The sequence below is a fragment of the Mycobacterium sp. NGS19 genome (genome assembly GCF_059813155.1).
In genome coordinates, this window is record NZ_JCALEB010000001.1 from 350731 (window position 1) to 372087 (window position 21357).

General features: G+C 68.1%; 19 protein-coding genes. 8 read left to right on the forward strand and 11 right to left on the reverse strand.

Features of this window, described 5'->3' with window-relative positions; translation table 11 throughout:
• Positions 1–4 precede the first annotated feature (4 nt).
• On the forward strand, positions 5–781 hold the full coding sequence (locus tag AC5Y4N_RS01765) for an enoyl-CoA hydratase family protein (RefSeq protein WP_499906485.1): 777 nt from the start codon (positions 5–7) through the stop codon (positions 779–781).
• Here AC5Y4N_RS01765 and AC5Y4N_RS01770 read toward each other — a convergent pair.
• The gene (locus AC5Y4N_RS01770; protein ID WP_499906488.1) at positions 771–1205 is read right to left on the reverse strand and encodes a MarR family winged helix-turn-helix transcriptional regulator; all 435 of its coding nucleotides are present in this window, start codon (positions 1203–1205) and stop codon (positions 771–773) included. The two genes, AC5Y4N_RS01765 and AC5Y4N_RS01770, sit on opposite strands and share 11 nt — an antisense overlap.
• 37 nt (positions 1206–1242) lie before the next feature.
• On the opposite strand from AC5Y4N_RS01770, the gene AC5Y4N_RS01775 reads away from it, so the two are divergent.
• Both AC5Y4N_RS01775 and AC5Y4N_RS01780 read left to right on the forward strand, forming a co-directional pair.
• The gene (locus AC5Y4N_RS01775; RefSeq protein WP_499906490.1) at positions 1243–1920 is read left to right on the forward strand and encodes a class I SAM-dependent methyltransferase; all 678 of its coding nucleotides are present in this window, start codon (positions 1243–1245) and stop codon (positions 1918–1920) included.
• A gap of 117 nt (positions 1921–2037) precedes the next feature.
• The gene (locus AC5Y4N_RS01780) at positions 2038–2622 is read left to right on the forward strand and encodes a DUF1707 SHOCT-like domain-containing protein (protein WP_499906492.1); all 585 of its coding nucleotides are present in this window, start codon (positions 2038–2040) and stop codon (positions 2620–2622) included.
• 88 nt (positions 2623–2710) lie between these two features.
• On the opposite strand, the gene AC5Y4N_RS01785 is transcribed toward AC5Y4N_RS01780, so the two are convergent.
• Positions 2711–4699, reverse strand: coding sequence for a VWA domain-containing protein (locus AC5Y4N_RS01785; protein WP_499906494.1), 1989 nt, complete (start codon positions 4697–4699; stop codon positions 2711–2713).
• Complete coding sequence (locus tag AC5Y4N_RS01790) at positions 4692–6074, reverse strand: sigma 54-interacting transcriptional regulator (RefSeq protein WP_499906496.1); 1383 nt, start codon at positions 6072–6074, stop codon at positions 4692–4694. Before AC5Y4N_RS01790 ends, AC5Y4N_RS01785 begins: the two co-directional genes overlap by 8 nt.
• A 218-nt stretch (positions 6075–6292) precedes the next feature.
• Between AC5Y4N_RS01790 and AC5Y4N_RS01795 the strand changes: the two genes are divergently transcribed.
• The gene (locus tag AC5Y4N_RS01795; RefSeq protein WP_499907442.1) at positions 6293–7030 is read left to right on the forward strand and encodes a L,D-transpeptidase; all 738 of its coding nucleotides are present in this window, start codon (positions 6293–6295) and stop codon (positions 7028–7030) included.
• Between the two features lie 21 nt (positions 7031–7051).
• On the opposite strand, the gene AC5Y4N_RS01800 is transcribed toward AC5Y4N_RS01795, so the two are convergent.
• The 5 genes from AC5Y4N_RS01800 to AC5Y4N_RS01820 form a co-directional block, all read right to left on the reverse strand.
• On the reverse strand, positions 7052–8593 hold the full coding sequence (locus AC5Y4N_RS01800) for a glutamate synthase-related protein (protein ID WP_499906498.1): 1542 nt from the start codon (positions 8591–8593) through the stop codon (positions 7052–7054).
• Between the two features lie 86 nt (positions 8594–8679).
• Positions 8680–10245, reverse strand: coding sequence for a bifunctional phosphoribosylaminoimidazolecarboxamide formyltransferase/IMP cyclohydrolase (purH, locus tag AC5Y4N_RS01805; RefSeq protein WP_499906500.1), 1566 nt, complete (start codon positions 10243–10245; stop codon positions 8680–8682).
• Positions 10242–10871, reverse strand: a complete 630-nt coding sequence (purN, locus tag AC5Y4N_RS01810; RefSeq protein ID WP_499906502.1) for a phosphoribosylglycinamide formyltransferase — start codon at positions 10869–10871, stop codon at positions 10242–10244. Before purN ends, purH begins: the two co-directional genes overlap by 4 nt.
• 9 nt (positions 10872–10880) lie before the next feature.
• Complete coding sequence (locus AC5Y4N_RS01815) at positions 10881–12149, reverse strand: cell division protein PerM (protein ID WP_499906504.1); 1269 nt, start codon at positions 12147–12149, stop codon at positions 10881–10883.
• An 18-nt stretch (positions 12150–12167) separates the two neighbouring features.
• Positions 12168–13010 carry a DUF5336 domain-containing protein gene (locus tag AC5Y4N_RS01820; RefSeq protein WP_499906507.1) on the reverse strand — a complete coding sequence of 281 codons (843 nt, stop codon included), beginning with the start codon at positions 13008–13010 and terminating at the stop codon, positions 12168–12170.
• Positions 13011–13265: 255 nt separating this feature from the next.
• On the opposite strand from AC5Y4N_RS01820, the gene AC5Y4N_RS01825 reads away from it, so the two are divergent.
• The gene (locus AC5Y4N_RS01825) at positions 13266–14114 is read left to right on the forward strand and encodes an LLM class F420-dependent oxidoreductase (protein WP_499906509.1); all 849 of its coding nucleotides are present in this window, start codon (positions 13266–13268) and stop codon (positions 14112–14114) included.
• Here AC5Y4N_RS01825 and sucD read toward each other — a convergent pair.
• Together sucD and sucC are read right to left on the reverse strand one after the other, a co-directional pair.
• The gene (sucD, locus tag AC5Y4N_RS01830; protein ID WP_499906511.1) at positions 14111–15013 is read right to left on the reverse strand and encodes a succinate--CoA ligase subunit alpha; all 903 of its coding nucleotides are present in this window, start codon (positions 15011–15013) and stop codon (positions 14111–14113) included. The genes AC5Y4N_RS01825 and sucD overlap by 4 nt on opposite strands.
• An 11-nt stretch (positions 15014–15024) precedes the next feature.
• Positions 15025–16191 (reverse strand): ADP-forming succinate--CoA ligase subunit beta, encoded by a 1167-nt coding sequence (sucC, locus tag AC5Y4N_RS01835; protein ID WP_499906513.1) that lies wholly within the window; start codon positions 16189–16191, stop codon positions 15025–15027.
• 251 nt (positions 16192–16442) lie between these two features.
• Between sucC and AC5Y4N_RS01840 the strand changes: the two genes are divergently transcribed.
• Genes AC5Y4N_RS01840 through AC5Y4N_RS01850 form a run of 3 tightly spaced genes read left to right on the forward strand, consistent with a single transcriptional unit; the run spans position 16443 to position 18595 of the window.
• Entirely contained in the window at positions 16443–17450 is a 1008-nt protein-coding gene (locus AC5Y4N_RS01840) for a M23 family metallopeptidase (protein WP_499906515.1), read from the forward strand.
• Between the two features lie 4 nt (positions 17451–17454).
• The gene (locus AC5Y4N_RS01845; RefSeq protein ID WP_499906517.1) at positions 17455–18141 is read left to right on the forward strand and encodes a hypothetical protein; all 687 of its coding nucleotides are present in this window, start codon (positions 17455–17457) and stop codon (positions 18139–18141) included.
• Complete coding sequence (locus tag AC5Y4N_RS01850; RefSeq protein ID WP_499906519.1) at positions 18122–18595, forward strand: hypothetical protein; 474 nt, start codon at positions 18122–18124, stop codon at positions 18593–18595. The genes AC5Y4N_RS01845 and AC5Y4N_RS01850 overlap by 20 nt, the downstream gene beginning before the upstream one ends.
• 272 nt (positions 18596–18867) lie before the next feature.
• Here AC5Y4N_RS01850 and pcrA read toward each other — a convergent pair whose 3' ends face one another.
• On the reverse strand, positions 18868–21204 hold the full coding sequence (gene pcrA, locus AC5Y4N_RS01855) for a DNA helicase PcrA (protein ID WP_499906521.1): 2337 nt from the start codon (positions 21202–21204) through the stop codon (positions 18868–18870).
• Between the last annotated feature and the right edge of the window lie 153 nt (positions 21205–21357).

Below are 21357 nucleotides of genomic sequence, written 5' to 3' on the forward strand. Positions count from 1 at the left end.
ACCGATGAGCGATAGCGCGAAGGGCAACAGGTACGTCGACTACGCGGTCGAAAGCTCGACGGCGCGGGTCACCTTGAACTCGCCGCACAACCGCAACGCGCTGTCCTCGCGGCTCGTTCAGGAGTTGCACCAGGGGCTGCGTGACGCGGCGGCCCATCCGGACGTGCGGGCCGTGGTGCTCGGCCACACCGGCGGCACGTTCTGTGCGGGTGCCGATTTGTCGGAGGCGTCCCAAGGCGGACCGGATACCCGCACCCGCCAACTCGCCGAATTGCTCAGGGCCATCGTGGAATTGCCGCTACCGGTCGTCGGCGCCATCGACGGCCACGTGCGCGCCGGCGGGTTCGGCCTCGTCGGCGCCTGCGACATCGTCGTCGCCGGACGAAACAGCACGTTCGCGCTCACCGAGGCACGCATCGGCGTCGCGCCCGCGATCATCTCGCTGACGCTGTTGCCGAAGATGACGCCGCGGTCCGTCGGGCGCTACTTTCTCACCGGCGAGAAGTTCGGCGCCGAGGAGGCCGAACGCATCGGACTGGTGACGCTCGCCGCCGACGACGTGGACGCTACCGTCGCCGCGATCACCGCCGAGCTGGCGAAGGGGTCGCCGCAGGGGCTGCGCGAGTCGAAAGCCCTTGCGACGGCGGCGATCCTCGACGGCTTCGACGAGCGGGCCGAGAAGCTGAGCGCGCAATCGGCGCGACTGTTCGCTTCTGAGGAGGCCCGCGAAGGCATGCTCGCGTTTCTCGAGAAGCGCCCGCCGCGTTGGGTCAGCGGCTAGGCCGCGGCGCGGCGGCCGCCAGGAGCCTTCGCAATTCCCGTTGCTCGGCGCGGCTGAGGTTGGCCAGCACCTGCTCGTCGGCGCGCTGAACCGCGGCCTCGGCCCGCTTCAACAGCGCGCGCCCATGCGCCGTCAGCTCGGCGGGCAGGGCACGCCCCGATGCCACCGACGCCGGGCGCGCGACCGCTCCCCGGTCCTCGAGCGAACGCAAGACGTTGTTCATCGCCTGTGGCGAGACGTTGGTGTCGCGGGCCAGCTCCGCGTTGGACCGGCCGGGGGACATGGCCAAGATGCGCAGGCAGACGAATTCCGCGAGACCGAGGTCCAGCGGCTTGAGCTCGGCGGCGACCGCCGGGCGGAGCACGCCCATGAGCCGATGCATGAGATAGCCCAGCGGTTGGTCGGCGTCTGCCATATCAACCATATTGACGTATATCAACCGCATTGATATGCATGGAGTCATGACGACTGCACCGCAAGACTTCGAATTCGACGCCTTCTACCGCGGAGAGATTCAAGAGCTCGGTTCCGGCGCCAAGCCCCCGTGGAGCATCGGGGAGCCCCAACCCGAGCTGGCCGCTCTGATCGAGAAGGGCATGTTCCACGGCGACGTGCTCGACGTCGGCTGCGGCGAGGCGGCGATTGCGTTGCGGCTGGCGGAGCTGGGCCACACGACCGTGGGGCTGGACCTCTCACCCACCGCCATCGACTTGGCTCGCGCCGAAGCGGCCAAGCGCGGCCTGACCAACGCGACGTTCGAGGTCGCCGACATCAGCGACTTCGGGGGCTACGACGGCAGGTTCGGCACGATCGTCGACAGCACACTGTTCCATTCGATACCGGTCGAAGCGCGCGAGGGCTATCAGCGTTCGATCGTGCGCGCCGCTGCACCGGGCGCGTCGTACTTCGTGCTCGTCTTCGACCGCGCGGGGATGCCCAACGGACCCGGCAATCCCGTCACTGCCGACGAGCTTCGCGACGCGGTGTCGAAGTACTGGACGATCGACGAGATCCGGCCGGCACGCATCCACGCCGTCGTGCCGGACGGCTTCACCCCTATGGCCGACGTCGAGCTGAGGGACGAACCGAATGGCCGCAAGTCCTTGCCCGGGTGGTTGCTGACGGCCCACTTGGACTGACGCGGCGCGCCCGCTGCGGCACAGAATCGCATCGACGCAGTCACAGTCGGGAACCATCTGAGACCATCTCGAGGGTTTCTAGAGCGCGGCACGGACAACGTCGTAGGCTCGGCGATGATGACCAGCAATATGCCTCAGCGAGACACCGAGCTGCGGGCCGCCGACACCGATCGCATCGAGGTCGCGCAGTTGCTGACCGACGCCGCCGCCCAGGGCAGGCTCGGCATCGACGAGTACGAGGACCGGTTGGCCAAGGTCTACTCTGCGCGCACGTATGAGGAGCTGGACCGGCTCAGCGCCGACCTCCCCGGCGCGGCGTTGCGGCCACGGCAGCCGGGCAGACCGTGCCACCCGGCGCCGGCGACCGTGCTGCTGGCCATCATGAGCGGCTTCGAGCGTCGCGGCCGCTGGAACGTCCCCGGCCGGCTGACCACGTTCGCGCTGTGGGGTGGCGGGGTCGTCGACCTGCGCTACGCCGACTTCACGTCACCGCAAGTCGAGATCAAGGCGTACTCGATCATGGGCGGGCAGACGATTTTGGTGCCGCCGGAGGTCAACGTCGAGATCGAAGGCGTGGGTGTGATGGGTTCGTTCGACCACAGCGCGGCGGGGAACGGCGTGCCGGGCGCGCCGCACGTGGTGGTGCGCGGCTTCTCGTTCTGGGGCAGCGTCGCCGTCAGGCGCAAGCCGCGCAGACACTGAAGGCCGCGGCTCTCGCTCCTCCGCGAGGGTGCGCTGTTGCACGGGCCGACGCGGCGTGTCGACGTGCAGACACGCCCGCTCGCGGTGATCAGAGGCGGCGGCGGGAGCGCAGATAGTCGCCGACGACGGCGGCGCCCAACCCGTCGAGGTCGGGCACCACGACGCGGCCCTGCACGCGGCGCGCCACCTGGTCGATGAACCGGGCCAGTCCCGGGTCGTTGCCGAGCCGGAAGATCGTCACCTGCGCGCCGAGCTTGGCCACCTCGTCGAAGCCCTTCACGGTGTGCGCGATCGTGCGGGGATGCGGCGGGTAGTCGAAAAACACCTGCGCGGGCTCGTCGCTGCTGCCGAAGCCGCCTTCCAGGTGTGCGGTGGGCTCACCGTCGGTGACCACCAGAACCACCGGCTGGGCGCTCGGGTGACGGCGCAGGTGACGCCCCGCCAGTGCGAGCGCGTGGTGCAGGTTGGTGCCCTGCTCGTAGACGCCTTCGAGGCCGGTCAGCTCGGCTGCGCTCATTGTGCGCGCATACCGGCCGAACGCGATGATCTGTAACGCGTCGGAGCGAAACCTGGTGCTGACAAGGTGATTCAGCGCCAGCGCGGTGCGCTTCATCGGCAGCCAGCGGTTTTCCATCACCATCGAGAACGACGTGTCGACGAGCAGTGCCACCGCGGCTTGCGTGCGGGTCTCGGTCTCGGACACCTCGACGTCGTCAACCGTGATCCGCAGCGGCCCGGCCTCGCCCGTACCTGCTTGGCGCAGAACGGAATTCGTGAGCGTGCGGGTGACGTTCCACGGCTCGGTGTCGCCGAACTGCCATGGCCGCGTTGCACCGGTCAGCTCCCCCGCCGCGCCGGCGCGCTGCGTCTCGCGCTCGCCGTGCCGGCCTGACAACTGCGCAGCGACGTCACGCAACGCCGTCTGGCCCAACTGCCGCATCGCTTTCGGCGACAGCCGCCACTGACCGTCGGAACCCCGGTCGAGGAAGCCCTGATTCAGCAGCGCCCGTTCCAACTCGGCGAGCGTCTGCGCGTCGACCGCCGCCTCGTCACCCAGCTGCCGCGCCAGCATGTCGAGGTCGACGTCGTCCATCGTCGCACCGGCATAGCTCTGCGACAGCGCCTCGGCCAACTGCTCGAGCTCGGCGATGTCTTGCAACGCCTGGGTGCCCTCGCCCATGCCCAGTGGATCGTCGCCGGAGAACCGCGACGAGCCCGTCCAATCCTCGCCGGGTCGTGCGGCCTGCAGGTGCGCGTCGAGCCGATTCAGCGCCTGCATCAGCGACGGCGAACCAAACGCCTGCTGCGCCAACGCATCCAGCTCAGCTCGCTGCTCGGGGCTGAGGCTGTTGCGGAACCGCTGGGCGGCGGCCGCGCGCTTGGCCAGCGAATCGAGCAGCTCGTCCACATTGCGCGGATTCTCCGGGAAGAACTCGCCGTGCTTGGCCATGAAATTCTCGAAGTCCTGCTGGGTGTCCTCGCCGCGGGCGTGCTTGTCCAACAGGTCGTTGAGATCGTCGAGCATCTCGTTGACGCGCTGGCGGTCTTCGTCGGTGGCGTTCTGAAGGGCCTGCTTCATTCCCGCGAAACGCTGGTCCAACATCTCCCGGCCCAGCAGGTCGCGGATCTGCTCGTACTTTTCCCGCGCCTCGCCGCTGCGCCACTGGTAGTCGGCCAGCTCCTGGACGGCCTTGGCCGGCGACGGCGGCAGATTCTGCAGCTGCATCTCCGAGAACCGCGCATCGTCGTCGAGTGCCCGGGCGAGCTCCTTGCGCTCGGCCAGCACTGCCTCGTCGAGCAGTCGCTTGACCTCTTGCAGCGTGCCGTCAAGGTTGTTGCGCTGCAACAACTCTCGACGGCGGCGGTTGGCCTCGGCGGCCAGCCGGTCGGTACCGCGAAAGTCTTTGGTGCCACGGCGCAACAGCTCCGAAAGCGCCCGACGCGGCGAGGTGCCGTCCATCACGTCGCGGCCGATCTGCTCCAGCGCGTCGCGCAGATCCACCGGCGGCGCCAGCGGATCTGGACCGCCGGTGTAGGCGGAGTAGCGAGACGCCCTGCCGCGTCCGCGTCTAGCCATACACGGTCTCCCCTTCGCCGCTGACCTTGTCGATCCGCTTCGCCAAATACAGTGCCTCCAAAGCCAATTCGATCGCGGCGGCGCGCTCACCCTCTGACGACGCACCCAGCCGGCGCTGGATCGCGGCGACCGCGGGAACTTCGGGCAGCGCCGCCAGCACCTCACGCGCCGACACCCGCTCTCCCGTCGTCACGGGCGAACCGCGTTCCACCGCAGCGACGATGGGCCCCACGTCGATTCCGCCCAACAACTTCTGCGCGGTGTCGGCGGTGGCACGGCGCAACAGATGCTCCAGCACCGCCTGCTCGCGGCCCTCTTCGCCGGACTCGAACTCGAGCTTGCCGCGCAACACGTCGATGACGGTGGTCAGATCGATCACCCGGGCCACCGCGTCGCGCTCGCCCAGAACGGCGGCGCGGTGCCGCGCCGACGCGGCGACTGTCTCGGCCGCAGCGATCGCGAACCGCGCCGACACCCCGGAGCGCTGGTCGATCGAGCGCGACTCGCGCAGGTAGCGCGCGAAGCGGGCCAGGATCTGCAGCAGGTATTCGGGAACCTCAGCCGACAGGTGCGCCTCCTGGCGGATCACGCCGACCTCCGCGTCGAGCTCCAGCGGGTAGTGGGTGCGGATCTCCGCACCGAAGCGGTCCTTGAGCGGGGTGATGATGCGGCCGCGGTTGGTGTAGTCCTCCGGGTTGGCGCTGGCGACGACGAGCACGTCGAGCGGAAGGCGCAGCGTGTAGCCGCGGACCTGGATGTCGCGCTCCTCCATCACGTTGAGCATCGCCACCTGGATGCGCTCGGCGAGGTCGGGCAGTTCGTTGACAGCGACGATGCCGCGGTGCGCGCGCGGAATCAGCCCGTACGCGATGGTCTCGGGGTCGCCGAGGCTGCGGCCCTCGGCCACCTTGATCGGGTCGATGTCGCCGACGAGGTCGGCGACGCTGGTGTCGGGCGTGGCGAGCTTCTCGGTGTAGCGCTCGCTGCGGTGCCGCCAGGCGACGGGAAGGTCGTCGCCCGATTCGGCGGCCCGGCGGATGGACTCCGGGGTGATCGGGGAATAGGGGTGCTCGCCCAGTTCCGCGCCCGCGATCACGGGCGTCCACTCGTCGAGCAGCCCCTCCAGCGACCGCAGCAGCCTCGTCTTGCCCTGTCCCCGCTCGCCGAGCAGCACGAAGTCATGGCCGGCGATCAGCGCGCGCTCGAGCTGCGGAATCACCGTGTCGTCGAACCCGAAAATGCCGGTCCACACATCGCGGCCGTCAGCCAGTGCGGCGAGCAGGTTTTCCCGGATCTCCTGCTTGACGCTGCGCTCGCGATGACCTGATGCCCGCAGCTCGGCAACGGTGCGCGGAAGATCGTTAGGTAGAGTCACCACTCCACGCTACTGCGTCACGGCGGCTGCTTCCCGGCTCGCGTCGGGTGGCTTCTTTGCTCATCGGCTCTCGCGGTGAGCCGTGCGTCGGTATCGTTTTTAATGTCCGTCATCAATTCGGTGCGGGGGGACAGGTGGGTGTGCTGATGAGCCATGCAGGTGGCAGATGTTTCGGCCTGCCGTGCGCTCGGGTAAATCGAGGCATGCGTTTGCTGAAGGTGAAGAGCGCTCTTGTGGCGCTGACGATCGCGACGACGGCACTCGTCGCAACGGCCGTGCCCGGCGCGGCCGCGGTGACGTCGACGACGCTGACAGTGGCCAATGTGTCGCCGAAAGCCGGGGAAACCGTCGGCGTGGCCGCCACGGTGACTGTGACCTTCGCGCAGCCGGTCGCGAACCGAACGGCGGCGCAGCGGTCGTTTTCCGTCGGGGTGCCCAATGCGCCGTCGGGTCAGTTCTCTTGGCCTGACGACAGGACGCTGGAGTTCAAGCCCGACACGTACTGGCCGGCGCACAGCGTGATCCCGCTGTCGGTGGGCGGGTTCAAGACGGACATCACCACCGGCTCGGTCGTCCAGGGCGTCGCCGACATCTCGGCGCACACGTTCACCGTGAGCATCGACGGACAGTTGGCCCGCACGATGCCGGCTTCGATGGGCAAACCCAGCCGGCCGACGCCGATCGGCAACTTCAGCGTGCTGTCCAGGGAAGCAAGCGTGGTCATGGACTCACGCACCATCGGTATTCCGCTGAGCGATCCGGACGGCTACAAGATCACCGCCTACTACGCCGAGCGGATCAACAACGGCGGCGTCTACGTCCACTCGGCGCCGTGGTCAGTGGATTCGCAGGGCTACGCGAATGTCAGCCACGGCTGCATCAACCTCAGCCCGGACAACGCGAAGTGGTACTACAACACCGTCCACATCGGCGACCCGGTGATCGTCCAGGCGTAGGTCGCGAGGGCCTCGAGGGCTTCAAGGCAGTCGGGGCTTGCAAGGCTGCCGGTCCGCCATGAGGCGGGTGATCGCATCGATGTCGGGTTGGCCCGGCAAGCCCCAGCCGGGTTTGTAGTTGAACACCTTGCACACCGGGACGGTTTGCAGGTCGGTGTCGAGCAATTCGACGGCATCCAGCGGCACCAGCGCAGGGTGCACATAACCGCAGGTGCGGGCCAAGGTCAGCAGCTCGAAACGGACGGTAGCGAGGTAGTTCGCACAGCGCACCGACTTCAGCTCTGGATCGAGCCCGTGTTGTAGCCAGCGCGATTGAGTGGCCACTCCGGTGGGGCAGCGGCCGGTGTGACAGCGCTGAGCCTGGATGCAGCCGATCGCGAACATCGCTGTGCGCGCGACGTTGAGCATGTCGCAGCCCATGGCCAACGCCAGCATCGCGTTCTCGATGATGCCGAGCTTGGCCGAGCCGATGAACACGACGTCGTGGTGCAGGTCGTGCTCCGCGAATGCGCGGTACACGCGGGGGAAGGCCCACTTGAACGGCAGCGCGACGTGGTCGCTGTACACCAGCGGCGCCGCGCCGGTACCGCCCTCGCCGCCGTCGACGGTGACGAAGTCCACGCCGCGGCCGGTGCGCGCCATCCGCTCCGCCAGCTCCTGCCAGAACTGGCCCTCCCCGACCGCTGATTTGATCCCGACCGGCAGCCCCGTCTCGGCGGCGATGTTCTCCACCAGCTCCAGCAGCCCGTCGACGTCACGAAAAGCGGTGTGGGCGGCCGGGCTCTTGCAGTCCCGGCCGACCGGAATGCCGCGGATGTCGGCGATCTCCTGGCTGACCTTCGCACCGGGCAGCATGCCGCCCAGTCCCGGCTTGGCGCCCTGGCTGAGCTTGATCTCGATCGCCCGGATCGACGGCGTCTCGGCCACCCGGTCCAGCAGCCGCGGCAAGCTGAACGACCCGTCTTCGTTGCGGCAGCCGAAGTAGCCGGTGCCGATCTGCCAGATCAGGTCACCGCCGTTGAGGTGGTACGACGACACCCCACCCTCGCCGGTGGTGTGCAGCGCGCCTGCCATCGCCGCGCCCTTGTTCAACGCGGTGATCGCCGCGGCGCTCAGCGACCCGAAGCTCATCGCCGAGATGTTGACCATCGATTGGGGACGGAACGCCTTGGCGCGCTTGCGCGCGCCGCCGAGCACCTTGGCCGGCGGCAGCGGCATCGCCGGGTCGGGATGAACCGGTTCGTCGTCGGGCGCCAGCACCGGAAACGCCGCGTGCTTGAGGATCAGGTAGTTGCGCGTGTTCTCCACGTCGTTGTCGCTGCCGAAGCCGAAGTAGCGGTTGGACAGCTTCGAGGACGCATACACCCAGCGCCGCTGATCGCGGCTGAACGGCTTCTCCCCGTTGTTGTCGGTGACGATGTACTGACGCAGCTCCGGGCCGATGCCTTCGAGGATGAACCTCAGATGACCCACCACCGGGAAGTTCCGGAGGATCGTGTGCCGACGCTGTAGCAGGTCCCAACCTGCCACCCCAGCCAGACTTCCACCTACCGCGGCAACCATCGAGCGCACTTTCACCCCAGACCCATACCCACCTCGGCATGGTGCCTATACCAACCGAGCTGGATGAACTCGACTCGGCGGTCGATTCAGTGGGCGAAGTGGCGCGCGCCGGTGACGTACAGCGTCACGCCGGCCTTGGCCGCCGCCTCGGTGACCAACTCGTCGCGGATCGAGCCACCCGGATGCACGATCGCCGTCACCCCCGCCGTCGCGAGCGTCTCGAGCCCGTCGGGAAAAGGGAAGAACGCGTCCGACGCCGCGACCGCCCCAGCCACCCGGTCGCCGCCGCGCTCGACGGCCAGCCGCGCCGCGTCGACCCGGTTCACCTGACCCATCCCGACGCCGACGGTCGCGCCGTCCTTCGCGATCACGATCGCGTTGGACTTGACCGCCCGGCAACTGCGCCACGCGAATTTCAAGTCGGCGAGCGTGGCGGGGTCCGCCGGTGATCCCGCCACCAGCTGCCAGTTGACCGGGTCGTCGCCCACGGCTCCGAATGCGTCGCGCTCCTGCACCAAAAGCCCGCCGCTGACTTGCCGGAACTCGACGCCGCCCCGCTGGGGCTGGGAGGCGACCAGCACACGAATGTTCTTCTTGCGGGCCAGAATGTCCACTGCGCCGTCTTCGTACGCCGGTGCGACGATCACCTCGGTGAAGATGTCGGCGACGGTCTCGGCCATTTCGACCGACACGGTGGTGTTGGCCGCGATCACCCCGCCGAACGCGCTGACCGGGTCGCACTCGTGGGCCTTGCGATGGGCGTCGGCCACCGACACCGACGAGATAGCGATGCCGCACGGGTTGGCGTGCTTGACGATCGCGACGCAGGTCTGTTCATGGTCGAATGCCGCCCGCCAGGCGGCGTCGGCGTCGGTGAAGTTGTTGTAGGACATCTCTTTTCCGTGCAGCTGCTCGGCTTGCGCGAGGCCGGGCCACGCCGACGGGTCGACGTACAGGGCCGCCTGCTGGTGCGGGTTCTCGCCGTAGCGCAACACCGCCGAGCGCCGCCACGTCCCGGCGAACCAGGGCGGCAGCGGCTCGGCGCCGGGCGCGAGCGTCGACTCCATCCACGACGCCACCGCGACGTCGTACTCTGCGGTGTGCCGAAAAGCCAACGCCGCCAACTTCTTTCGCTCTTGCAGCGTGAAGCCGCCGGTGCGAACGGCGGCCAGCACCCCGTCGTAGCCGAGCGGGTCGGTGACCACCGCGACGCTGGGATGGTTCTTGGCCGCGGCCCGCACCATCGCAGGGCCGCCGATGTCGATCTGCTCGACGCACTCGTCGACGTCGGCGCCCGAGGCGACGGTTTCGGTGAAGGGGTAGAGGTTGACCACGACGAGGTCGAACGGCTCGATGTTCAAGCGGCGCAACGCCGTGAGGTGCTCGGGCTTGCGGGTGTCGGCGAGCAGTCCGGCATGCACCATCGGATGCAGGGTCTTGACGCGGCCGTCGAGAATCTCGGGGAACCCGGTGACGAACTCCACCGGTGTCACCGGAATACCGGTGGTGGCAATCGTTTTCGCGGTCGAGCCGGTGGAGACGATGTCCACCCCGGCCTCGTGCAGTCCGCGGGCCAGCGGTAGCAGACCGGTCTTGTCGTAGACGCTGATCAGCGCCCGACGGATCGGCCTGCGCCCGTACTGTGCGGTCATCCTATGGTTGCCTTTCGTCCGCTCCAGGTCACGCCGCGCGTGGCCACGTCGGCGATGACCTCTGCCAGCAGCCGTCTTTCGACGACCTTGATTCGTTCGTGCAGGCTTGCCTCGTCGTCGTCGTCACGCACCTCGACGACTTCTTGAGCCAGGATCGGTCCGGTGTCGGTTCCGGCGTCGACCAGATGCACAGTGCAGCCGGTGACCTTGACGCCGTATTCGAGCGATTCGGGCACCGCATGCGCGCCGGGAAATGCCGGCAGAAGCGCGGGGTGGGTATTGATGATCCGACCCAAGAACTGTGAAAGAAACTGTGGCCCAAGTATTTTCATGAACCCTGCCGAGACGATCAGGTCCGGGCGGTGTTCCGCGGTGGCTTCGGTGATCGCGGCGTCCCATGCGGCGCGGTCGGGATAGTCCGAGAGCCGCACCCGGAACACGGGCACGTCGGCCGCTTTGGCGATGTCGACGGCGGCGCAGTCGCGGTCGACGCCGACGGCCACGACCCGGCCCGGATACTCGCCGCGTGCGGCGGTCAGCAGGGAATCCAGCAGCGATCCGGTGCCCGACGCCAGCACCACGAGCCGGGCCGGCGCGGTGGGCGGCACGTGGAGCGGCTGTTGCACGCTGGCAGCCTAATCGTCGCCGGAAAGCGTGGGTGGATCTGGCGGTGTGGCGTCCAATACCTCGGTGTCCGCGTCCGGGTCTGGCTCCGGTTCGGCGTCCTCGTCGGTCTTCGGTTTCGGCTTCGGTCTGGGCCGGGCGATGCCGCCGGCCATCGCGACGGTGAGCCCCCCGATGCCGGCGAACCACAAGAACACCGCGGGCCCGAACGTGCCCTGGTCCACGCCGACGTCGCCGAAGTTGCCCAGCCGCCCGCCCGCGGCGTAGCCGAGCACCGCCATCGCGACCGCGCCGAGCGCCGCTGCCGTCAGCAGCTTCAGCGATGCGGCCAGCGCCGGAAGCGGCCGTCGTGCACACTGCTGGCCCACTGCCACCCCGGCCGCGGCGGCCGCGATCAGCCAGATCACCCAGATCGGGCCCAGCGGAGGCGTCGGCGCTGCTGCGAGCACCGGCAGTGCGGGTAGGTCGCCGCCATAGACCGTGAACGCACTGAAGGTGGCGACGCCGACGTGTGCGCTCGACCCGACGACGACCGCCGACGTGCCGACGACCACGTTCGGGATGTAGAGCACGGACAGCAGCGTCAGACTCAGCTGACCGAACAGCGAGTCGGTGATCGAGTACAGCTCGTGCATCGCGCCCCAGTGCACGATCAGCGACGCCGCGGTGATGGCGCCGGACAATCCCAGCAGCGCCAGCACACCGGTGAGCGCCGCCCGCACCGAGTCGGCCAGCCACAGCGGCAGCGACCACGCGGCCAGCAGCCGCACGCCGATCCGCGAGCCCACCCCCAGCAGCGCACCGATCGCATGCACCGCCAGGACGCCGCCGAACGCGCGCAGTGCGTTCGGCGTCTGCAGCTGAGTCATCACCGACGCGGCGTCGTGGATCACCGCCAGCGCGATCGCGGTCATCAGCAGCGGCCCGCCCAGCGCCGAGGCGACGATCCAGCGGATCACGAACCACGAGCCCGCCGCCGGTGTCGCGCGCCCTGTCGTGCGCGCGACACCCCACACCATCGCAAGAACCGGGAGCAGCGGCATGACCGCCAGTTCGCGGCCGCCGATGGTCACCGGCACTTGGTGCACGCCCAGCCACATGCTCGCGATCGCGCCGAGCGCGCCGGTCATGTCGCTGTTGGCGGCGACGAGCTGGATCAGCACGACGGCGGCGATCACCAGCAGCGCCACCAGCGACGGACCGAACGCGACCGTCAGCAGGTCGCGCGCCTGGCGCTGATCCGCCGCCCCGTTGCGGTCCACTAACGGCTTAGCGGCCAACCGGGTATCGGGGCCCTTCTATGCCGGCGGCGGACCGGACGGCGACTGGTCCTGCGGGCGCACCTGCTGAACCTGCTGAGTGGGCGCCTCGTGCTGCGGCTGCTGCTCACCGAGCCCGGACGTGCTCGGCGGCTGGGCGTAGGTGGGAAATCCGGTGGGCGGGGTGGGCGGACCCTCGTGCTGGCCCGGACCTTGGCCGCCCTGCCCCTGGCTGTGGGCACCGAACCCGCCGGTCGACGGGCCGCCCTGGTAACCGCCGTACTGCTGCTGGTAGCCGTGCTGCTGCGGGTAGCTCGGCGGCGCCCCCTGCGGTCCGGTTGGCGGGCCGGACAGCTGCGGCTGGCCGTAGTAGCCGCCGTACTGCTGGTAGGGGTCGTACTTGGGCCGCGGTGCCGGCGGCGTCACCACGCCGGCGTCCAACAGCAGCGCCCCGATCGCGGCGAGGGTCTGCAGCGCCGCGAGCACCACGATGACGATCAGCGCCCAGTCGGCCGCGTCGGCGTTCTTGATGAGTTCCCAGATGGTCAGCAGGAAGCCGACGACGGCGACCGCGGTGACAACCGCGGTGTAGTTGCGCTGCTTGGGCAGCAGGGCGATCGCGGCGAACAGGGCGGCGAACAGCGCCGCGATCACGCCGAGGCTCACCACACCGGACGGCGAGTCGCTGGACTTCCAGACCGGCCCGAAGCTGAGGAGATATTCGGCGAGCCCCAGGACCGCAACCGCGGCCAGGAGATACAGGGGCAGTTTGCTTGCCGCCGAGTCGGCTGACTCGGGCTTGGCGAATTGCGATGTCGCGGCGTACCCGCCGGATTGCTGCTGCGTACCCGGGTAACCGGGCGCTCCAGATGAGTAGGTCATAGCCTCTCCTGTGCTGTTGGCGGCGTCCGTTCGGTGGTCATTCCGTGGTCGTTCGACGGCCGTTCGACGGCCGGCCCCCACGCTAGCGCACCGACCTGAGACGCCGGTTAGTGCCGAGCCGCGGATCCGCGATTATCGCCGAGCAGACGCAGAGTCGCACTACCGAGCGGCGGTTTATGCGATTTGGTGTCTGCTCGCGGGCGGAAGAGGACCCTGCCTTGCGCGCGCTGACTGGAACACGTTCTAATTCTCGGCATGGATTACGGTCTCGTCCTGTTCACCAGTGATCGCGGCATCACCCCGGCAGCCGCCGCGAAGCTGGCCGAAGACCACGGCTTCCACACGTTCTACGTGCCCGAGCACACCCACATCCCCGTCAAGCGAGAGGCCGCGCACCCGACCACCGGCGATGCGTCGTTGCCCGACGACCGTTACATGCGCACGCTGGACCCCTGGGTGAGCCTGGGCACGGCCTGTGCAGTGACATCACGGATCCGCTTGTCGACGGCGGTGGCGCTGCCCGTCGAGCATGATCCGATCACGCTGGCGAAATCCATCGCGACGCTCGACCACCTCTCTGGCGGCCGCGTCAGCCTGGGCGTCGGATTCGGCTGGAACACAGACGAACTCGCGGACCACGGCATACCGGGCAACCGGCGCCGCACCGCACTGCGCGAATACCTGGAGGCCATGCGGGCACTGTGGACGCAGGAGGAGGCCTCCTACGACGGCGAGTTCGTGAAGTTCGGGCCGAGCTGGGCGTGGCCCAAACCCGTGCAGTCGCACGTGCCGGTGCTGGTCGGCGCCGCCGGCACGGAGAAGAACTTCAAGTGGATCGCCCGCAGCGCCGACGGCTGGATCACCACGCCGCGTGACGTCGAGATCGACGAGCCGGTGCGGCTGCTACAGCAGGTGTGGGCCGACGCCGGCCGCGACGGCGCGCCGCAGATCGTCGCACTCGACTTCAAGCCAGTGCCCGAAAAACTGGCCCGCTGGGCCGAACTCGGCGTCACCGAGGTGCTGTTCGGGCTGCCCGACCGCAGCGAGGACGAGATCGCCGTGTACGTCGAGCGGCTGGCCGGGAAGCTTGCCGCCGCCGTCTAGAGGCTCTTCAGGATCTCCCGCGCCAACTCCGCCGTGGCCGACGGGGTCTTGCCTACCTTGACGCCCGCAGCCTCCAGCGCTTCCTTCTTGGCTGCCGCGGTGCCCGAGGAGCCGGACACGATCGCGCCGGCGTGGCCCATCGTCTTGCCTTCGGGCGCAGTGAACCCCGCGACGTAGCCGACGACCGGCTTGGACACGTTGGCCTTGATGTAGTCGGCGGCGCGTTCCTCGGCGTCGCCGCCGATCTCGCCGATCATCACGATCAGCTTGGTGTCCGGGTCTTTTTCGAACGCCTCGATCGCGTCGATGTGCGTGGTGCCGATCACCGGGTCACCACCGATGCCGATGCACGTGGAGAACCCGAAGTCGTTGAGCTCGAACATCATCTGGTAGGTCAGCGTGCCGGACTTCGACACCAGCCCGATCGGGCCGGGCCCGGTGATGTTGGCCGGGGTGATCCCGGCCAGCGCCTCCCCGGGCGTGATGATGCCTGGACAGTTCGGCCCGATGATGCGGGTCTTCGCGCCGCGGTTGAGGTTGTACTGCCACGCAAAAGCGGTGTCCTGCACCGGGATTCCCTCGGTGATCACCACGAGGAGGGGGATCTCGGCGTCGATGGCCTCGATGATCGCGTCCTTGGCGAACTTCGGCGGCACGAAGACGACGGACACGTCGGCGCCCGTCTCTTTCATCGCTTCGGCGACCGTGCCGAACACCGGGAGCTCGACGTCGTTGTCGTCCTTGTCCTTATGGCTGACCGTCGTGCCGGCCTTGCGCGCATTCACGCCGCCGACCAGCTGTGTGCCGGCCTTGAGCATCCGCGCGGTGTGCCGGGTCCCCTCAGCGCCGGTGATGCCCTGGACGATGACCTTGCTGTCCTTGTTCAAAAAGATCGACATCCCAAGTCCTTTCAGGCGCTCGCGGCCATTTCGGCAGCCTTGTCGGCGGCGCCGTCCATCGTGTCGACTTCGATCACCAGTGGATGATTGGCCTCGGCGAGGATGCGCCGGCCCTCCTCGACGTTGTTGCCGTCGAGCCGCACGATCAGCGGCTTGGTCGCAGCGTCGCCCAGGATCTTCAGTGCGTTGACGATCCCGTTGGCCACCTCGTCGCAGGCGGTGATGCCGCCGAACACGTTGACGAACACGCTCTTGACCTGCTCGTCACCCAGCACCACATCCAGCCCGGCCGCCATGATCTCGGCCGACGCGCCGCCGCCGATGTCCAGGAAGTTGGCCGGCTTGACGCCGCCGTGCTTCTCGCCCGCGTAGGCGACCACGTCGAGCGTCGACATCACCAGGCCCGCCCCGTTGCCGATGATGCCGACCTGCCCGTCGAGCTTGACGTAGTTGAGGTCGTGCTCCTTGGCCTTCAGCTCCAACGGGTCGGTGGCGTCGCGGTCCTCGAACTCGGCATGGTCGGGGTGACGGAAGCTGGCGTTGGCGTCCAGCGTGACCTTGCCGTCGAGAGCCAGGATCTGATCGTCGGGCGTGCGCACCAGCGGGTTGACCTCGACGAGCGTGGCATCCTCAGCGACGAACATCTCCCACAACCTCAAGATCGTCACCGCGGCGGCGTCGAGCACCTCGGCGGGCAGGTGACCTTGCTCGGCGATCGAGCGGGCGAACGCCTCGTCGACGCCCTTGGTGGCGTCCACCGGCACCTTGGCCAGCCGCTCCGGCTTGGTGGCGGCTACTTCCTCGATCTCCATGCCGCCCTCGACCGAGCACATCGCCAGGTAGGTGCGGTTCGCCCGGTCCAACAAGAAGGAGATGTAGTACTCCTCGGCGATATCGCTGGCCTCGGAGACCAGCAGCTTCTTGACGACGTGACCCTTGATGTCCAGGCCCAGGATGTTCTGCGCGTGGGTGTAGGCGTCGTCAGGTGTCGCCGCGTACTTGACACCGCCTGCCTTGCCCCGGCCACCGGTCTTCACCTGGGCTTTCACCATCACCGGCTTGCCGATTTCCTCAGCGATGGCTTTGGCCTCTTCGGCCGTCGTGGTCACGCGGCCGGGCGTCGTCGGGACGTTGTGCTTGGCGAACAGCTCTTTCGCCTGGTACTCGAAAAGATCCATCGGCTCACTGTCTGTCGGCGGACGGGTTTGGGCTCAGCTGTGCGGGTCTCGCTCGGTGGGAACTTTATCGACATGCGCTGACGGCCCCCTCACCGCATGCCATCCATGTGGTGGACGTCACCGCCGCAGTGCGTGATTCAAGTCACAAAAGCCGGTGTTCTGGTGGTCCCGGTTTGCTCAAACCGTCAGCGGTTGGCTAACGTCTGCCGGAGCCAGATAACGTTTCGGTCACGGCGTAAAGGTTTCCCAGATTGGCCCAGCACCGTTTGTCCCGATCGTCATTGAGTACCACGACGAACGCTCGCAGCCGCTGGATCGACCCTCAAGACACCGAAGTCACCGACATCATCCCGTTCAACGAGTTCGGTAGCCTCGACGACGTCGAATTTCACGAGAATTCCGCTTTCGACGCCGACTGGCAGGTGCTGCGCGCCCCTGAGCTGGACGACCTCCACGACACGGACAACCTGACGCCGCTGCGTCTCGCGGTGCCCAGCGAGTTCCGCGCCGACCCCGCCGCGACCCGGGTGACTGCCCCACCGGTTCGGGGTCAGCATCGCAAGAATCCGGCGCCGGGCAGCGTGGTCAAGGGACGGCTGCTGATCGCGGCGATGGCCACTGGCGCCGCCGCTGCCGCTGCCCACGCCGCCGTGCAGAGCTCCGACACCAAGTCCACCGACACGGTGCTGGCCGCCGACAGCACGTCGATGTCCGGCGCGACGGTCGAAACCGCCCGCAGCGGCGTGCAATTGGTGACGGTGACCCCGGCGGCCAGCTCGTTCGTCCACAACGAGGAACTGGCGCGCGGTGCCGCCTACGCGCAGGAACGCGCCGACCGCGAGGCACGGCTGTCGCGGCCGCTGTTCGTAATGCCGACCCACGGCATCTTCACGTCCGGGTTCGGCTACCGCTGGGGCGTGCTGCACGGCGGCATCGACATCGCGAACTCGATCGGCACGCCGATCTTCGCGGCCTCGGATGGCGTCGTGATCGACGCAGGTCCAGCCGCCGGCTTCGGGATGTGGGTGAAGCTGCGCCACGCAGACGGCACCGTGACCCTGTACGGCCACGTGAACACGGTCAACTGCACCATCGGCGAGCGGGTGATGGCCGGCGACCAGATCGCGACGATCGGCAACCGCGGCGATTCCACCGGCCCGCACCTGCACTTCGAGGTGTTGCTCAACGGCACCCAGCGCACCGACCCGGTGCCGTGGCTGGCTGCGCGCGGCATCAGCCTCGGCGCGCTGACCCCCTGATCAGTTGACATCCTCCGACGAGCCGTCGGGACAGGAACCGTCGAGCTTTCGCGAACGCAGTGAACCGTTCGACGAGGGGCGCACCGGGATCATCCGCCGGCATCCGACCGGGCCTATCCCCCAGCCGGACGTGGGACGGGTCAGCGACGAGCCGCTGAGCGACGACACCCGCACCAGCATCATCCGCCGACAGCCACTGCCGGCGGTGGAATCTGACGAACCGGCGACCGGCGTGGTGCGGCAAGCACCCGTGCGCATCCCCGGCAGGGCGCATCTGCCGAGCAGCGCCACCGCCGTCGCCGCCTCGACGGTCAGCATTCTGAGCGGCTGGGCAACCTCGGTGGTCGCGACCGCGTTGATCACCGGCTGGTGGCGGACGGACCGGTTGTTCTGCGTAGGCGTCGGGTTTTTGACCGCCGTGTTCGGCGCCGCGACCATCACGGGAGTGGTCGGGTTGCTGCTGCGCCGGCGCGTCGGGGTCTACCTGTCTGTGGTGGCTGCGGCGCTGGCGCTACTGATCTTCGCCGGCATCTTCGTCGCGGGAGCGCACATGGCGGGGATCGTCAGAGCCTTACCGGTGCTGCCGGTGGCGACGATCGCGTTGGCTGTGGCGCCCGCGACCCGACGCTGGACAGCGTATTTCGGCGCGCAAGACGACGCTCCGCGTACGTTTGCGCGCCGAAATCGCTGAAGCTGGCTATCCGGCGCCGACGCAGCCCACACCGTTCGCGCATGCGCTGGCCCCACCCGGGCCGGCGTTCGCATTCGCGCCCGGCACACCGACATTCGCGCCCGCAGGACCGGCGTTCACGTTCGCGCCCGGGACATCGGCGTTAGCGCCCGCAGGGCCGGCGTTCGCGCTGGCCCCAGGCGCATTCGCGCTCGCACCGCCGGGTCCGGCGCTCGCATCGGCCCCTGGCACAGCAGCACTGGCGCCTGCCGGTCCGGCATTGGCATTCGCCCCTGGCACGCTGGCGTTCGCGCCTGCAGGTCCGGCGTTGGCGCTCGCTCCTGGCACGCTGGCGTTCACGCCCGCGGGTCCGGCGTTGGCGCTCGCCCCCGGCACACTCGCGTTCGCGCCGCTCGGCCCCGCGCATGCGGTGCCCGTGCTGTCAATGCAGCCAGATGGGCCGCCGGCCAGATAACCGGCCGCACTGGCAGGCGCCGACTCGGTCCACATCAGCCCCGCCACCGGGGCCGCGAAAACTGCCGTCGTCGCCGCTGCGGCAATCAACGCCCGTGTCATCGCATCTTTGGTCATCAATGTGCGCTCCCCTCAGCCGAAGATGCCCATGTCGTACCCGATGTCGTCGGCGCGAAACCCACCGAACCAACTTCCCGGCGGCACCTCGCGGCCCCCCGCCGCCGGGAGTTCGGCTGCAAAGGACGCGCAGCGTCCGTTCGCGCGCCCACACCGCTACAGCTTGTGCAGCGGAGCGTGGTTGTGCATCAGCTTGACGCGGCCGGCGCTGCCGAAGTCGATCAGCGACATCGCCGATTCGCCCACCCCTGAGACTTCCTCGACGCGGCCGAGGCCGTATTTGTCGTGACTGACCCGATCGCCCGGCTCGAGCACGAGCAGCGGCCGCTTACCCGCAGCCGCACGTGACGGCGAGGGCCTGCGCATGTCGGCACCACCGAACCGGCCCCCGCCAGAGGCAGTCGTTCCCGCCCAGGCGCCTCCAGTGACCGGTGCGCTGCGCGACGGCACCGGATCTGTTCTGCGCCAGTCGATCAGGTGCTGCGGGATCTCGCGCAGGAACCGCGATTCCGGGTTCATCATCGGTTGTCCCCACGACGACCGCACCTTCGCACGCGTGACATACAGCCGCTGACGGGCCCGGGTGATCCCGACGTACGCCAGCCGCCTTTCCTCCGACAGCTCCGCCGGATCGCCGAGCGCACGCATGTGGGGGAACATGCCGTCCTCCCAGCCGGTGACGAACACGACGGGGAACTCCAAACCCTTGGCGGTGTGCAACGTCATCAGCGTCACCACGCCGGCGCCGTGTTCGGGGATGTCGTCGGCGTCGGCCACCAGCGATACCCGCTCCAGGAACGCGGCCAGCGCCCCGGTGTCGGGCACGTCTTCGTCGTCGTCGTCGCGAAGTGCCGCGGCGTTGGCCATATCGATGCTGAATTCGTGTGCGACACTTACCAATTCATTGAGGTTGTCCAGCCGGGCCAGGTCCTGCGGATCGTTGGACGCCTCCAGCTCGGCGCGGTAGCCGGTGCGGCTGAGCACCGCCTCCACCAACTCACCGAGCTCGTCGTCGAGCCGAGAGCGCAAGTCGTCCATCATTTCGACGAACGCGGCGATCGCCTTCTCCGACCGGGTGTTCAGCATCGGCACCCGACCCTCGGCCGCGGCCTGCAGCGCCTCGTTGAAGCTGCAGCCGGTGTTCTCCGCGTACACCGCGACGCACGCTTCGGCGCGGTCACCGATGCCGCGGCGCGGCGTGTTGAGGATCCGGCGCATGCTCACCGAGTCGCCGGGATTGTCGAGCACCCGCAGGTAGGCCACGACGTCGCGAATCTCCTTGCGCTCGTAGAACCTGACACCGCCGACGACCTTGTACGGAATGCCGGCGCGGATGAACACCTCTTCCAGCGAGCGCGACGAGTTGTTGGTGCGATAGAACACCGCCACGTCGTTGTAGGTGATGTCACCACGATCGGCGAGGCGGTCGATCTCGCTTGCGACGAACGCAGCTTCGTCGTGCTCGTTGTCCGCGACATAGCCGACGATCAGCTCTCCCTCACCGGCGTCGGTCCAGAGCCGCTTCTCACGGCGGCCGCTGTTGTGCTTGATGACGGAGTTGGCGGCGGTCAGGATGTTCTGCGTCGACCGGTAATTCTGTTCCAGCAGAATGGTTTTCGCGTTCGGGTAGTCGCGCTCGAACTCCTCGATGTTGCGGATCGTCGCACCGCGGAACGCATAGATCGACTGGTCGGCGTCGCCGACCACGCACAGCTCGGCGGGCGGCACGTCGTCGTCGCTTTCCGTGCCGGCCAACTCGCGCACCAACACGTATTGTGCGTGGTTGGTGTCCTGGTACTCGTCGACGAGGATGTGGCGGAACCGCCGCCGGTAGTACTGGGCGATCTGCGGAAAGCGTTGCAGCACAGCCACCGTCTCACCGATCAGGTCGTCGAAGTCCAGCGCGTTGGCGGCCCTCAGCCTGCGCTGATACTCGGCGTACACCTCGGCCACGATGCGGTTGAGGTCGTCACCGCTTTCCGAGATGTCGGCGGCCGCCTGCTCGGGATCGACGAGCTCGTTTTTCAAGTTGGAGATGCAGTTGGCTAGCAGCCGGGGCGAGTACCGCTTGGTGTCCAGCCCCATGTCCTTGGCGATCATCATCAGAAGCCGCCGCGAGTCGTCGGCGTCGTAGATCGAGAAGTTGGAGTTGAGACCCTTGAGCAGCGATGCCTGGTTGCGCAAGATCCGCACGCACATCGAGTGGAACGTCGACACCCACATGGCGCGGGCCCGGGGGCCGACGAGCGCGGTCACCCGCTCGCGCATTTCCGCGGCGGCCTTGTTGGTGAACGTGATCGCGAGGATCTGGCCGGGGCCGACGTCGCGTGCCGCGAGCAGATACGCGATGCGCCGGGTGAGCACCGCGGTTTTGCCCGAGCCGGCGCCTGCAACAATGAGTAGTGGCGAGCCCTCGTGCAGCACCGCCTGGCGCTGTTGAGGGTTCAGGCCGTCGAGCAGTTCGTCGGTCTGCGAGCTGAGTTGCGCAGTCATGTCAGCCTCAATTTACCGCTGAGTTCCGACATTCATGTGCGCGGCATGGCGAGTTCGTGGCACACTCGACACATGCTCTACAGGCGGCGGTTTTGCTATGGGTATACCTCAGGGGTGCCAAGAACATAACCGCACTTCAGAGCCCCGAAGTCG

What these genes read in the sequence shown, in the direction of transcription:
- AC5Y4N_RS01785 (WP_499906494.1), bottom strand. Translation starts at nt 4,699, where the DNA reads ATGGCTAGACGCGGACGCGGCAGGGCGTCTCGCTACTCCGCCTACACC.
- pcrA (WP_499906521.1), bottom strand. Translation starts at nt 21,204, where the DNA reads ATGACTGCGCAACTCAGCTCGCAGACCGACGAACTGCTCGACGGCCTG.
- AC5Y4N_RS01770 (WP_499906488.1), bottom strand. Translation starts at nt 1,205, where the DNA reads ATGGTTGATATGGCAGACGCCGACCAACCGCTGGGCTATCTCATGCAT.
- AC5Y4N_RS01825 (WP_499906509.1), top strand. Translation starts at nt 13,266, where the DNA reads ATGGATTACGGTCTCGTCCTGTTCACCAGTGATCGCGGCATCACCCCG.
- AC5Y4N_RS01775 (WP_499906490.1), top strand. Translation starts at nt 1,243, where the DNA reads ATGACGACTGCACCGCAAGACTTCGAATTCGACGCCTTCTACCGCGGA.
- AC5Y4N_RS01800 (WP_499906498.1), bottom strand. Translation starts at nt 8,593, where the DNA reads ATGGTTGCCGCGGTAGGTGGAAGTCTGGCTGGGGTGGCAGGTTGGGAC.
- purH (WP_499906500.1), bottom strand. Translation starts at nt 10,245, where the DNA reads ATGACCGCACAGTACGGGCGCAGGCCGATCCGTCGGGCGCTGATCAGC.
- sucC (WP_499906513.1), bottom strand. Translation starts at nt 16,191, where the DNA reads ATGGATCTTTTCGAGTACCAGGCGAAAGAGCTGTTCGCCAAGCACAAC.
- AC5Y4N_RS01780 (WP_499906492.1), top strand. Translation starts at nt 2,038, where the DNA reads ATGACCAGCAATATGCCTCAGCGAGACACCGAGCTGCGGGCCGCCGAC.
- AC5Y4N_RS01820 (WP_499906507.1), bottom strand. Translation starts at nt 13,010, where the DNA reads ATGACCTACTCATCTGGAGCGCCCGGTTACCCGGGTACGCAGCAGCAA.
- AC5Y4N_RS01765 (WP_499906485.1), top strand. Translation starts at nt 5, where the DNA reads ATGAGCGATAGCGCGAAGGGCAACAGGTACGTCGACTACGCGGTCGAA.
- sucD (WP_499906511.1), bottom strand. Translation starts at nt 15,013, where the DNA reads ATGTCGATCTTTTTGAACAAGGACAGCAAGGTCATCGTCCAGGGCATC.